This is a genomic window from Maribacter zhoushanensis, assembly GCF_029350975.1.
Classification (GTDB): Bacteria; Bacteroidota; Bacteroidia; order Flavobacteriales; family Flavobacteriaceae; genus Maribacter; species Maribacter zhoushanensis.
On the sequence record NZ_JARKMR010000004.1, the window covers coordinates 144,854 to 160,499 of the forward strand.

At 37.1% G+C, this 15,646-nt stretch carries 6 protein-coding genes; 2 read left to right on the forward strand and 4 right to left on the reverse strand.

What is annotated here, in order from left to right; all coding sequences use genetic code 11:
• From PXD56_RS14180 to PXD56_RS14195, 4 genes are all read right to left on the reverse strand, one after another.
• Positions 1–3,170 (reverse strand): galactose oxidase-like domain-containing protein (locus PXD56_RS14180; RefSeq protein WP_276493997.1); only part of this gene is annotated, 3,170 nt, incomplete at its 3' end.
• 188 nt (positions 3,171–3,358) lie between these two features.
• Positions 3,359–5,737, reverse strand: a complete 2,379-nt coding sequence (locus PXD56_RS14185) for a GumC family protein (protein ID WP_276493998.1) — start codon at positions 5,735–5,737, stop codon at positions 3,359–3,361.
• A gap of 20 nt (positions 5,738–5,757) precedes the next feature.
• Complete coding sequence (locus PXD56_RS14190; protein ID WP_276493999.1) at positions 5,758–6,528, reverse strand: polysaccharide biosynthesis/export family protein; 771 nt, start codon at positions 6,526–6,528, stop codon at positions 5,758–5,760.
• Positions 6,529–6,563: 35 nt separating this feature from the next.
• A complete protein-coding gene (locus PXD56_RS14195) occupies positions 6,564–8,504 on the reverse strand; it encodes a polysaccharide biosynthesis protein (RefSeq protein WP_276494000.1) in 1,941 nt (646 codons plus the stop codon).
• Positions 8,505–8,964: 460 nt separating this feature from the next.
• Here PXD56_RS14195 and PXD56_RS14200 point away from each other — a divergent pair, with 460 nt between their 5' ends.
• Positions 8,965–14,526 (forward strand): PKD domain-containing protein, encoded by a 5,562-nt coding sequence (locus tag PXD56_RS14200; protein WP_276494001.1) that lies wholly within the window; start codon positions 8,965–8,967, stop codon positions 14,524–14,526.
• A gap of 85 nt (positions 14,527–14,611) precedes the next feature.
• Entirely contained in the window at positions 14,612–15,637 is a 1,026-nt protein-coding gene (locus tag PXD56_RS14205; protein WP_276494002.1) for an NAD-dependent epimerase/dehydratase family protein, read from the forward strand.
• The last annotated feature ends 9 nt before the right edge of the window (positions 15,638–15,646 follow it).

Sequence of the window (15,646 nt, forward strand, 5' to 3'; positions counted from 1 at the left end):
AGGTTCACGATACTAAGGTTATCGTAATAGACCGTTCCCGGGTTTTGCGAGGCATAGTTCGTGAACAGCCAGATATCAAGCGTGGTAAGGTTCGCAGGGACCGTGAAAGTTCCACTATAACTGTTCCAACCGCTGCCATAGGTATGCGAGAGCAATGCCGTGTTCGCCTGGTTGTTGCGGTTCACCTCTATCCTGGGGATTCCAGTGCTCCCCTCGGCATCCAAGGAGACCGATAGTTCGTCGCCCACATCTATTCCCAACACGTCAAGGTCCAGCGATACGCGGTAGCGGCCCCAGGGCTGGCCACCGTCAACGTTGGATATCTCCAGCGCACACTCAGATCCGTTCGTGACACCCGAGGTGCCCGATACCGTATCGGGACCGCCGACCATAGTCCCGGAGGGCAGGACGATGCCGGCCGAATCGTTTTTCAATTGGTTAGAACAACCATCTGTTTCATCGACTATAATTACTTGCAAATCAAAAACGGTAGCACAACCATTCGCTGTAGTCATCACAAATTGCCCTTGATTAGAAATATCAATTAAACCGTCATTTCTTTTTGGATTGCTCCCTTGAAATACTCCGGTATCTATTTTATAAACATAGCTTTCACTACCTCCAGAATTGAATGTAGGTCCGTTTTCTTGAGGAGTAGTAATATAATATTGATTGCTTGGAGTTTGAGCCCTAAGGTAAATATCCACACCTTCTTCTATACTTAATGCATTTCCTGTTTGCCAATGACCATTGATGCCTATACGATATTGAGCAATGATATCTTCAGTAGTACAGATTACAACATCTGGATTACCCGTATTGATACCCTGTTGATAATATTCATTTATTTCAGATTCACCTAACACTTTATTGAAGACTTTAAGCTCATCAATTTTACCGTTTATTTCATCTGTTATACCACTTCCATTAGCATAGCTTGGCAATTCAGCAGCAATTCTCTCATCATAAAAACCAGAAGATGTAAAATGCGATTGTAAGCTTCCATCATCTTTAAAAGGAATGGTACCACTTAATTCTTTCCATGCAATCAATTTACCATTCGCATAAAGTTTGGCGGTGTTACCATCATAGGTTGCCGCCATATGTACCCAAGTATCCATTGGAGCACGCCCAGCATAAAGATCTACCGGTCCGTTATTGGTTACAAAGGCCCATTTATATAATGTGTTATGAAAGCCAAAAAATAAGGTACTTACATAATCATGGCTAAAAAGACCTACGTTTGCTACTTTTCCAGTTTCGGGTATAGTACTACCGGCAGAATTTCTATAAGCCCAAGCCATAACCGTTATTTGTTCATCCAACGATTGTAAAGATGCTGAACTAGGAATATCGATCAAAGCATTACTGCTGTGTTCAAGACCATTGAATTCGATAGCGCCACCAATAATGCCAGATGTCCAACTATAATTTCCAGCATTAGCTACTGGGCTTCCTTGATCATCGTATTCAACAATAGATGCATCGTTACTATATATACTACTATCCAATGCATTGCTTCCACTTACATCCTCAAACTGCATATCAACAATTAAATTTTCATTGGCTATTTCCAATGAAAGGGCGGAACCAATTTTAATGGTAGCGGCTTTGCTTGGTACACCATTATGGTCAAGGCCAAATAGCATGTAGTATCCTGGAGGCAACAGCTCTCGGTTCGGAATAGTTATATTGTAAGTACCATTTCCCGTAAAACTAACCGGAATTCTTCTTTGCTCGTTATTTGTTGAATGGGTAGCAGCAGAAAACCGAACAAGACTAAACTCCGTAATTCCTGTACTTGCCGTAACAGTAATGTTTGAATTATAATCTGAACTTTCTGGAGCATCGGAAATAATAGGTCTAATAGCTAAATCACCAGAAGAATCAAATAAATAAGGAGGACTATAAATCTCGGCACTAAAATGGTTGTTACATCCATTTAGGAGATTATCACAAAGACCGCCACCACCAACAAAAACACGACCGTCCGTCATTAAAATGGCCACGCTATGATAGGTTCTGGCCTCCTGCATCTCCGCAACGGTTTCCCAAGTACCCGAACCCCCGTTTAAAGACGGTGTATAGAGTTCCGCTACATGACGAGCGCCCACATCCGTGAATACTGCTCCCCTATCAAGACCACCAGTAACTAAAACTTGACCATTGGGCAAAACCGTACTATTATGCATTGTTCTACTTTCAGACAAATGACCTGCACTAATAACCGTTGGTGATTGAGGATAAGGTACATCTATATCTATAACATATGAATTATTTTTTGCTGGCGCAGTACTATTGTAACTCTCACCATAAGAAGTGGCACCACCAACTTTTAAAATTTTACCAATGTCGAACATTACGGTAGTCCCTTTCATTGAATATGTATCATCTGCCCTAAATCCTGCAGAACTTATAGAGCCACCCGGCACATCTATATCTATCCAATGCATTTCTTCACTAGGACCTGCATGAAATAATTTTCCATTAGGTGCCGGCCATAGCCATACATGATTATCTACCCTATATAAAGGGTTTGTTTGGCTTTCCAAATTAAGATCATTAGAATTATAGATACTTTCACCAGTGATGCCAGGAAGATTGATCCATCCAGATTCAGGAGACCATAGTTCAGCTGCTTTACCACCATTATTACCGGTACCATTACTCCAAGAACCGCCAACGGTAAATACCGCTCCATTAGAAAGTGTAACATTACCTTGATAACCACGTGGAATGTTCATGTCGGCGGCACGTGTCCAAAGATTGGTTTTAGGATCGTAAATACTGGTACGTTCGCTCGTAGTACCACCGGCAGATAGTATACGTCCATCCGCTAGATTATTAATACCAGGACAAAACATATCATGATCCGTATCTGTCAAGGTCATACCTAAAGCACTTCCTAATCCATTATTACCGCTAGGATCAAATAGTTCTGTATATGTATAGCCATCACCTATTTCATCAAAAGTATTAGGAAACTGGGAAGACCATGTTAACAATCTACCATCAGGAAGATTTGCCACAGCTACAGGAACAATTTCAAATGGAATTGGGTTGCCCCATTCACCAACTTCGTTTAAGGCTTGTGAAAAACAAGAGGAAATATAAAATAAGAAGATAAAACTAATTGAAAAACGCCCCCAATTTAAATGATATTTACACATATTGCTCTTTTATAATCGGGGAATTACAAAAGAAAGCATAGTATTTAATTATTGTATTTTTTTATTATAAATTATCGATGAACTACACTATTACACGATGAACAAAAAAAATCCCCGCAGAAGAACTGCGAGGATATATAAATTATTCTAATTGAGTTTACTAAAAGTGTTGACAAGGTTTTACGTAATTAAAACTTCCACCATTTTTTAACCGATTTTCCATAGCCATAACCATATTTACCACCATAACCAAGGTTAGATTCTTTTACATCATTGACAACAAATGCCAGTCCTTTTAACTTACCTTGATCCCATAGGTTAATAGGATACTCCAATACTTTTGTTTCAGTAACCCCAGCTCTAGTTACATATATAATATGATCTGCAAGGTCTGTTATCAACATAGTATCGGTAACTACCATTATCGGTGCCGTATCCACAATAACATAATCATACATTTCAGATACTTCGGACAATAAGGTTTCCATTCTATCACCCATTAATAACTCGGCAGGGTTTGGTGGTATTTTACCTGAATAAATAACATCAAAAGTAGTTGAATGGACTAACATGGAGTTAATGATATCTTTAGTTTGAATCTTGGGATCATGAAGATACTCAGATAAACCTATATCAACATTACCCCTTGAACGTCCACCTATTTTATCTACATCTTTCTGTGCGAAGTAAGTATATAATTTAGGATTTCTAACATCTCCACCAATTAATAAAACCTTTTTATTAGTATTGGCAAAAATCATTGATAAGTTAGAAGATATAAATGTTTTACCCTCACCAGGCACACTAGAGGTCACAAAAATAACATTGTTCTTTTTGTCACTTTTAGACTTTATTAAATAATCTAAGTTTGTTCTTAATATTCTTAGAGACTCGCTTAGTACTGAACGATCATCAGTCTTAATTAACATTTCTTCTTTACGCCCCATCTTAGGAAGTTCAGCCAAAATAGGAACTTCATTGATTAGTTTTTCCAATGATATCTTGTTATGGATCTTATTATCCATCAATTGGTTGGCATATATTACAGAAAAAGGCAATAATAAACCTACAAACAAAAATGCTAAATATACTTTAGGCCGCTGTGGAGAAACTGGCGCATCGCCCACCTGATAGGCGTAATCGATAACCTTTGACTTCGGTGAACTAGATGCAAAAGTAACTTGAGACTCCTCTCTTTTTTGTAATAAATACAAATAAAGAGATTCTGTAGTTTGTTGCTGTCTAGTAATATCTCGAAATTCTCTTTCATTTTTAGGTGCCGAATATATTTTAGAGTTAATTCTAGACATCTGGCTCGACAAACTATTTACTTGAAGACCCAAATTCCGCTCCATACCGTTTAAACTAGACTGCATACTTTGCTTTAAACCATCTAATTGTTGATCTAGGTTAACAATCATCGGGTTTTGTTCATCGGCACTTTTAAGCAATCTATTTCTTTCCAAAACCAACTCATTGTACTTAGCCGTGGTATTTGCTATGGTTGGGTCAGATAAACCAACATTTGATGGCAATACTTCATAGCCAGTTTCGGAATTGACATAATCTTTCATTCCACTAGCTATATTCAACTGGGTTTTGGCATTTTCCAATTCTTGTCTATTGGCCGCCCCAACGTTTAAAGCTATGTTAGCCTCTCCTTGTATATCGGTTACACCTTTAGACGTTTTAAAATCTTGTGCAGTTTGATCAACAGTAGTTAAGTTGGAAGAAATTTCCTTAATTCTTTCATTGATAAAAGTAGAGGTTTTATCCGCTATTGCCTTTTTATCAATTATGGCATTGTTGTTATATGTTGCAATTAAGTTATTTAATATATCTTTTGCTTTTTCTTGATTTGCATCCTCTAAAGAAATATTGAGAATATTTGAGAACTCGGTAGCAGGATTCACTACTATTCTTTCCTGATACCCTTCGGCAACAACATACAAAGGATTTACAGAAACTTTTATCTGGCTATCCTTATAATTATTGAAATAAGGTAAATTAGGCGTAATTACAATATCCCCAATCTCCGTTGGAATATTTTTTCCATAAGAGTAAATTTTAGAAGGCGTATCTCTATCCAAGCTGAAACCGAATGTTGTTGAATTTGAGATTTCTACAAAAAACTCTAATTTAGAGTTATTTACAATAGAATCATTTTCTAAAAAATTAACCTTAAATGGCTTATTCGAGTATATTTCCCTACTCTTTACATTACCCAACTCGGTTAGAACAACGTTCAAATCTAGATTATCTACAACTTCGACCAAATTTGAACGAGATCCTAAAATTTCCAGTTCATCTTCAACATTATTTTGACCTTTACCTAAAAAATCTAAATCTGAAAATACCGATAATTCTGACGAAGCAGATTTATCCTCAAGAATTTGAATTTTTGCAGCCGCCTTGTATTTAGGTGTTGCATAACGTAAATACAAAACCCCAAGCATTAAAAAGAAAATGGCCGATAATAAAAACCATTTCCAATGTTTAGAATATCCTTTAATCAGGTCTGACAGATCAGAACTATCTCCTAGAGAAATTCTTTTATTTTTTTCCATAAAATTAAAAAGTAATATTATTACCTAGTTAGTACCAAGACTGTAGATGTAATCAGTACAGATGCTATAGACACCCAAATTGATGCACGATTATCCAATGCAGAAGAAGTAATTGCAGATTTATTTGGTTCAACGTAAACAATATCATTTTGGGTCAAGTAATAAACCGGTGAGTTCAAAGATTCTTTTTGTGTCAAATCTATTCTGGTATAAACCTTCGTACCGTTAAAATCTCTTATTACCATAACGTTTTGGCGTATACCCTTAATTGTCAAATCTCCTGCCAATCCAATAGCTTCCAATACAGTAATCTGTTCTCCATTAACAGGATATGTACCAGGTCTGGCCACCTCTCCTAAAACAGATATGGTAAAGTTCTTTAATCTAATATTGATGATAGGATCCTTTAAATAATTACTTAATTTTTCAGTCAATAGTTGTTTTGTTTCTTCAGGAGAAAGACCAACAATTTTTATAGCTCCAAGTACAGGGAAATCAATATCTCCATTTTTATCAATAATATAATCTAATTGCTCCGGACGAATACCACCTTCTTCAGCACCTTTAAAAAGATTAAAGGGCATACTGGCCTGTGGATCTAAAGTAGAAACATTTATACTGATCACATCATCTATCTTAAACTTATTGGTGTGTGAATTATCTGAAACTATCGTCTCATAATCACCGGCATTTTGAAAATAAACGACATCTTTTTTAGATGCACAAGAAACTAAAAGTAAAGAACTAATGATAAATAAACTGCAAAGTTTAACTACTGATTTTCTGATCATGTCTAGATTGTATAATAAAAAGGTTGATTAACTATTTAAGATTTTACGATTTTTAATGATGGCGCCATTTCTTCATTAGTTTTGTTCGCATCATCATGCTTACATAATTCTGAATTATTTGACACGAACTCTGGTACTATTTTCTTCATTAGAACCACTGGATCTCCCGCAAAGAACATATTGGTAATACATAGTTCATCAATTCTAGTTCTAATTAATGGATAATCCAAAGCTCTTACCTTACTAATTTTTATTTTTTTATGATATGTTGGCATCGTACTTTCTCCATTGGCCAAAAGTTCTTCATATAATTTTTCGCCCGGTCTTAATCCAGTAATCTTAATATCAATATCTTCAGGGTAGTTCAGCCCAGATAATTTGATCATATTTTTGGCTAAATCAAAAATCTTAACAGATTCTCCCATATCAAAGATAAAAATTTCTCCTCCTTGCCCCATTGAACCAGCTTCAAGAACTAATTGGGAAGCCTCAGGTATGGTCATAAAGTATCTTGTAACATCTTTATGTGTAAGCGTAATTGGACCACCCTTTTCAATTTGTTTTCTAAATAATGGAATTACCGATCCGTTAGATCCTAGAACATTACCGAATCTGGTGGTAATAAATTTTGTTTTGCCTTCTTGTTGCATACAGCTAATATACATTTCGGCAATTCTCTTACTAGCTCCCATCACATTAGTTGGATTCACCGCCTTGTCCGTAGATACAAAAACGAATTTCTCCACTCCATGCATGATAGACAGGTCAGAAATATTTTTTGTTCCGGCAATATTTATTTTTATAGCCTCATAAGAATTGTACTCCATTAACGGCACATGCTTATATGCTGCGGCATGAAATACCATATTCGGTTTATGTTCTTCAAAAATTGAATTCAATCTATTTTTATCCCTAACATCGCCTACAATAGGAATAAAATTATGAAAGCCATTTTGTTTTAGCTCCTGTTGCAAATCATAAAGCGCAGATTCAGCTTGATCAATTACAATTAACGACTTATAATCGTAGGTACAAATTTGTCTAACCAGCTCGCTACCAATAGATCCTGCACCACCTGTAACCAAAACGGTTTTGTCTTTAAGCTCATTGGCTATTTTACTGTTATCTATATTGATCTGTGCCCTATCCAGAAGATCTTCAATTTGCACTTGCTTAATTTGTGATACTTTAAGCTCTCCATTTATCCAATCTTCAACAGGTGGAACTATTTTAACCTTAACGGGATAATCAACCAATCTCTCAACCAAAATCCTTAATTTCTTTTGTGAGATTCCTTTATTGATGGAAAAAATAATTTCACTGATGTTATTTTTCAATATGAATTCCTCCGTTAGAATTCTTCTACTAAAAACATCAATTCCGTTTATCTGCTTACCAACCTTTTTATTATCATTATCAATGTAACCTAAAACTCTAACCTTGTTTACCGTATTCTGGGTCAAAGCATTGTGTGTTAAGATACCAGACTCCCCTGCACCATAAATAATCACATTCTTGTGAGATTTTATGTCCTTGGTCAATACGGCATTGTACATAGACTTAAATGCAAAACGTGAAGCCGTTAAACCTATAAAAGAAAGTAAACTATATATAATTATAATGGAAAGAGGTATGGTGAAGTTTTCAAAAATGTTCAGCTCCTTATTGATCAACACCATGGTTATCAACAAAATACTTGACAAACAAACGGCATTAAATATATTATAGACATCACGTACACCTGTATGTCTTATAACACCTTTGTAGGAACCAATGATTAAAAATGAAATTGCCGTAATCAAGCAAACTACCGGTAATTGAATCAATAATTGATTAACGTCAAAGTTGAATGTCAAATTAAATCTTATACAATAAGATAATATAAAACAAATACCGATCATTAAAATGTCAATAGCAAGAACTATCCATTTAGATGCAAATCGATTTATATTATTAGATAAGTTAAAGTAGGTCATTATGTTGTTTTTTATTGGACTTGTGGAATACGAATATAAAATGGGATTATTTCAAAATAAAAAAAACCTATTTAAATTCGTTTAATTCGCATTTATCATCGTCTAACAGATTGATAGGTTAGAAAATAACAAGGTACTACCATTAATAACTTTGCTTTAATTACTGACAATCAGGCAAATTTACTAAATCCATTCTATAAACGAATATTCTCCAACTATATTTCATAAAAGTGACAAGTAAGTTTTTTCTACTTAAGCGGACTAAAAAAGACTGACGTACTTAATCGACAATTTGATGGATTTCAGCGTTTTGTTCGTTCAATTCGTATATACAAAAGTATCTTTGTTATAACAAAAGTGTCCCCGGAATGTAACTATATTAGATTCTACTAAAAAAATGAAGCGCATACAATTTTACAATTTATATATATTAATATTTGTTTTGTGTTGTAGCTCAACAATGCAATCACAAACACGAGGAGAAGTTGGTGAATGGGGAGACCCTATTCCATTTGGGATTGTACCTGTTGCCGTGGCAAACCTACCTGACGGAAGATTAATAACCTGGTCATCTCAATTCCGCAATACTTTTATTGAGATTGGTGATGGTATGACGTATACGGAGCTTTTTGACCCTAATGCTAATGGCGGACTTGGTCAAGCTCTTGGTGAAAAGGTAACACAAACAGATCATGACATGTTCTGTCCCGGAATAAACAACCTTGCCGATGGCCGTATTTTATCGGCAGGTGGTACTACTAGTGAACGCACAAGTATTTATGACCCGTTAACAGGTGTTTGGTCTCGTGCTGCGGACATGAATATTCCACGAGGCTATCAGGGCAATACTACACTATCAAATGGCGCTGTTTTTACAGTTGGTGGTTCTTGGAGTGGAGGAGCTGGTAACAATGGAGGTAAAGCAGCGGAATTATGGACACCGGAATCAGGGTGGATAAATCTTCCTAATATTACAGGAGAGGACATCTATACTGCCAATGACCTTGGTCTTGAAACGCAGACTAACCCTTTATACAGGGTCGACAACCACGTTTGGTTATGGCCTGCACCTAATGGCAAACTATTTCATGCGGGTCCTAGCGAAGAGATGCATTGGATAGACCCAGATGTATCAGGCGGTGATATTACCTCAGCCGGATTTAGGGCGGATGATACTTACTCCATGAAAGGCACAACAGTAATGTTCGATATTGGAAAAATCTTAAAAGTTGGTGGTGCCACTTCTTATGGAGAAAGTTCTACTACAACCACACCTGCTAAAAACAATTCATTTGTTATCGATATAAATGTTCCTTATGCAAGCCAAGCTCAAGTAACCAGTGCAGGCACCTTAGCGGAAAGCCGCACAATGCACAACAGCACGGTTCTTCCAAATGGTCAAGTTTTGGTTACGGGCGGCCTTGATAGAGGCGCCGTTTTTACAGATGTAGGTGCTCGTTATGTAGCGGAGCTATACACTCCTTCCTCAAGCGGAGGTTCAGGAAATTGGGAAACGGTAGCGGCAATGCAAGAGGCAAGGACATATCATAGCGTTGCCATCTTAATGACCGATGGTCGTGTATTCATTGGTGGTGGTGGACTTTGTGACGGTACGTTGGATTGTAAAAACCACTTCAGCGCCGAAATCTACAGCCCTCCATACCTATTTAACAGTTCCGGCAATTTAGCATCAAGACCCGTTATAACCAATGTTACGGGCAATACATTAGGCACAGGACCTTACAACAACCCATTAGTAGATTATACGGATGTTTTACAAGTAAATACCGATGTTTCAGTGGAATCATTTAGTTTGGTAAGATTCTCCGCAGCTACCCATTCAACAAATAATGAACAAAGAAGAATTCCTTTAGCTACAACTCCCGGCACTAGCCATAATTTAACAATACCGGATAGAAATCTTTTACCTCCAGGTTACTATATGCTCTTTGCTCTTGACGCAAATGGCACTCCTAGTGTTTCAAGAACGCTAAGAATAGGTACTGCTGAGCCATTACAAATAACAAATACGAATTTGGTGGTAGACATGAAGTTCGATGAAAATAGTGGTTCCACAGCAACAGACGCAAGTTCTTACAATAACAACGCTAACATTGTTGAGCATGATGATAACGGAAATATTATAACAAATGGCGGTAATTACAATTGGACAACAGGAATTATAGATGGTGCTATAGAATTTAATGGGCTTGAGCATAGTAGCAATGCTCTCATAGATATCCCTAGCTCCCCTTCTTTACAAACCTTGGACGACCAAATAACCGTAATGGCATGGGCGTATAGAAATTCTGCAGGAAGTACAATACCTGATACCGGAAAGGTTGCTAACGTTGGACTGTTTAGTCACGATTATGTAAGTACCCTATTTTTCGGATTTCATAATACTATGTACAAATGGGCATTTGTAACCAATAACGGTCCTGTGGATCTTTATGCCGGTCGTGCCCCTATGGACACTTGGGTACATATGGCAGCTACCTATGATGGAAGAACTGCAAAACTCTATGCTAATGGCAAATTAATTTCTTGGAAAGAACTTAGCGGTACAATTCCTTTTAAAGATGATGGCAGCCTTCAGTCACACTTTACATCTTCAGGTTTTTACGATGAAAGGTCAGCTGCAAATTTACCTAGTTATGCAAACGGCAGTGGCATTACTGATGAGATTAACGGTAAAATAGATGAGCTAAAAGTATTTAACAAAGTGCTTGGAGAGACTGAAATCTACGAATACTATCAACAAGGCATAAATACAGGCAATCCAGAAGTAGTTAATTGCAATGAAGGCGATATCATAGCACAGTACCGCATTGGAGAAACAGGCACTTGGCTTACCGGAAATTCGTTAACGGTACAAGAAGGTGGCGACATTTACATTAGAGCAATAACAGCAGGTAATCAATATTACGTAACTACCCCGCAAGAAAATGGACCTACGTTCAATTCTGAAGGAAGTGCAGGTTACGAGTACCGTATAGACACTGATGTTTTTCCTTATGGTAATCCTGAAAGAAACAACGGGTGGGTAGATATAACAAATCAAGGCCAATTCGTAATGACCACAGAACAAGGATGTACAGCGGTTTTTGATTTAAAAGTAACAGTAATCGATGAAACGGACGGTTGTCCAAACCAATTGATTAATGAGGACAGTGCTATAACGCTACCAAAAGGAACATCTAGCCAAGTTGAAATTGCTGTTGGCTCACCAGATAATACTAATGGATCGGACTGTGCACTTAGATTGGTAAATGTTGATAATGGTGAACTTTATGCTAGACATGAAATTGAGCTAGATTTAACAACTTTAGGCATAGCTGCCGGTAATGAGATACTTGTTTCCCTTGACGCCTATGGTACAGATGGAATACCTAGAATTGAAGTAAATCAAAATAATCAAACAAATAGCGCACTTATAAGCCAAACGTTCGGCACGGGCTGGACAAATTTTGAAGATTCATTCATTGTACCAAGTGGAATTTCTACCTTAAATATTTGGCTTTACACGAATTACGCTTCAAATAACCCTGGAACTGTATTTTACGACAACCTTTCTGTAATAAATTTATCACAAAATGGTGGAAATACTCCACCAGTTGCAGCCATAACTGCTGTACCGACTAACGGTAGTGCTCCATTAGAAGTTAATTTTAATGGTTCCAATTCCACTGATGATTCGGGTATAGCATCATACAGTTGGGACTTTGGAGATGGTACAACTGCCACAGGTGTAAATGTTGACAAAACTTTTATCTATTCTGGAACATACAATGTAGTTTTAACTATTACCGCTAATGACGGCGGTACGGATACCGAAGCAATTGAAATCATTTCTAGTGGTGCACCTATTGCTAATATAGTTGCGACACCTCAAACAGGAGATACACCATTAGATGTATCATTCGACGCATCTGGTTCCTCTGGAGACAATGCCATCGTCTCTTATGCCTGGGATTATGGAGATGGAACAATGGGTTCTGGAATAACTTCGACCCATACTTATACCTTGGTTGGTAATTTTACTGCAAAACTAACTATAACAGATTCGGCTGGTTTAATGGACACTGAAAACATTTTAATAACGGTAGAAGCACCATTGAACAATGCACCAACTGCTGTTGCTAATGCAACGCCACTAAATGGCGAAGCACCGTTAGAAGTGAGTTTCGATGGTTCTGGATCCACCGACGATAATGGTATTTTTTCTTATTCATGGAATTTTGGCGACGGTACTGCAATTGAAACTGGTGCGGTAATATCACACATTTATACTGATGAAGGTACTTATGACGCTATCTTAACTGTTACCGATGCCGAAGGATTAATGGATACAGAAACAATTGAAATTATAGTTTCACCAAGTACTGTAACCAACTCAGCTCCTATAGCTGCAGCAACAGCAAGCCCTATGACGGGTACCGCGCCACTATTAGTTGAATTTGATGCTTCAGGCTCAACTGACGATGTCGCGATAGTCTCATACTCTTGGGATTTTGGCGATGGTACTACCGGAACAGGTATAAATCCTTCTCATACCTATACCGCTGTAAATAATTTTACTGCCACATTAACTGTAGTTGACTCGGAAGGGCTTTCTGATTCTACCACCATTGAAATAAACGTAACGCAACCTGTATCGGGAAACACACCTCCTATAGCCATGATGACGGCTACACCTATCAACGGAGAAGCTCCCTTATTGGTTGAATTCGATGCATCTGGATCTTCTGACGATGATGCGATAGCCTCATACTCTTGGGATTTTGGCGATGGTACTACGGGAACAGGTATAAATCCTTCACACACGTACACGTCCATAAATACATTTACCGCTACATTGACAGTAATTGATTCGGAAGGACTTTCAGACGTTACCACCATCGATATTACCGTAACACAACCCTCATCGGGCAACACGCCTCCTATTGCCATGACAACTGCTACTCCTATGAACGGAGAAGCTCCTTTGTTGGTAGAATTCGATGCCTCGGAGTCTTCTGACGATGATGCCATTGCCTCATATTCTTGGGATTTTGGTGATGGTACAACGGGTACGGGAGTAAATCCTTCACATACCTATACCTCCGCAAATACCTTTATAGCTACATTAACAGTAGTAGATTCGGAAGGACTTACGGATACTGCCACCATAGATATCACGGTAACGCAAATCTCCTCAGGAAACAACCCTCCTGTTGCTATGATTACGGCTACGCCCTTGAACGGAGAAGCTCCATTATTAGTTGAATTTGATGCTTCAGCTTCCTCTGATGATAATGAAATCAGTTCATATTCATGGAATTTTGGTGATGGTTCTTCAGTAGGTACTGGAATCGAAACATCACACACATTTGAAACAGAGGGTATTTATAATGTAATTTTAACCGTAACCGATACAGAAGGTCTTACCGATACTGTTGACCTTGAAATTGTTGTCACTAGCAGTCAACCTACCAATATAGCACCAACAGCATTGGCAACTGCCGACCCATTAAATGGTGAGACACCTTTGCCTGTAACTTTTGACGCATCTGGATCGTCTGATGATAATGCTATTAGCTCGTATGTGTGGAATTATGGTGATGGTACAACTGGTAATGGAATAACTACTACACATACCTTTACTACACCAGATACTTATGAAGTAACATTAACAGTTACGGATGAAGAAGGGGCAACAGCTACTACCAATCTCACTATAATTGTTACAGCATCAAATACAACACTTAACAATGCAGATTTAAAAGATATTTTAGTGTACCCTAATCCGGTAGGTAATGAAAATCTAAATATCAACTTATCAGATTTCATGAGTGAATCTATAGCATTAGGTTTTTATGATTCTTATGGCAAATTGGTATTTCAAAATATTGTTAATGAAGATCATCCTGAAGAGATTGCGATTGATGTTTCATTCTTATCCAATGGGCTTTATCTAATTGAAATTACAAGAGTGGAAACAAATGAATTTACATATAAGAAAATCATAAAAGCCAATTAAAACATTTAACTTCTATTAATCTTGCCGTAATAAAGGGTTTTATTACGGCAATAGTTACATTTGTATCTCACAAAATTTAAAGGTTTTGAAAATACTTGTAACTGGCGCTGCTGGCTTTATCGGCTATCATTTATCCCTTTCCTTACTAAAATCTGGTCATCATGTAATTGGTTTAGATAATATAAACGACTATTACGATGTTAACCTAAAATTTGCAAGGTTATTGGAGCTAGGTATTCCAGAAGACAAAATAAAAGACGACTACAATTATACTCAAAGTACCGCTTACGAAAACTTCAAATTCATCAAGTGTAATTTGGAAGATACAGTTACGATAAGTAATGTATTTCAAACAAATAAATTTGACATAGTTTGTAACCTAGCAGCTCAAGCCGGTGTACGCTACAGTCTAGAACATCCTGATAAATATATAAATAGCAATATTGTAGGTTTTTTTAATATTCTAGAAGGTTGCAAGACAATTAAAGTTCCTCATTTAATATATGCAAGTAGTTCAAGTGTATATGGCAATAGCACTACTACCCCTTTTAAAACATCAGATTTTACTGATAGTCCCGTAAGTTTATACGCCGCTACAAAGAAAAGCAATGAACTAATGGCTCATACCTATAGTCATTTATATGACTTTAAGACAACCGGATTGAGGTTTTTTACCGTATATGGACCGTGGGGTAGACCGGACATGGCCTACTTTAAATTTACGAAAGCTATTTTAAAAAATGAAAGTATCCCAGTATTCAACAATGGGCAGCTTGAAAGGGATTTCACTTATATAGATGATATCATTGGTGGAATCAATAAAATAGTAGAAAAAGGTTTTATAAGCAATTCAGAAAACAGCAATAATGCCATATATAATATTGGAAATGGCAAACCGGTTAAACTGATGGATTTTATTGCTATACTAGAAAAGGAATTGAATAAAAAAGCAACTTATAACATGTTACCCATGCAAGATGGAGATGTTTATAAAACCTGGACGGATATTGAGGAGTTAAAAGAAAATTACAATTACCTACCTGCAATAGATATTGAATTTGGCATTCATCAATTTGCAAAGTGGTATACGAGTTTCTTTAAACCCTTATAACGTTCTATA

Coding starts and splice junctions, on each gene's coding strand:
- PXD56_RS14190 (WP_276493999.1), bottom strand. CDS start 6,528: ATGATCAGAAAATCAGTAGTTAAACTTTGCAGTTTATTTATCATTAGT.
- PXD56_RS14200 (WP_276494001.1), top strand. CDS start 8,965: ATGCAATCACAAACACGAGGAGAAGTTGGTGAATGGGGAGACCCTATT.
- PXD56_RS14185 (WP_276493998.1), bottom strand. CDS start 5,737: ATGGAAAAAAATAAAAGAATTTCTCTAGGAGATAGTTCTGATCTGTCA.
- PXD56_RS14195 (WP_276494000.1), bottom strand. CDS start 8,504: ATGACCTACTTTAACTTATCTAATAATATAAATCGATTTGCATCTAAA.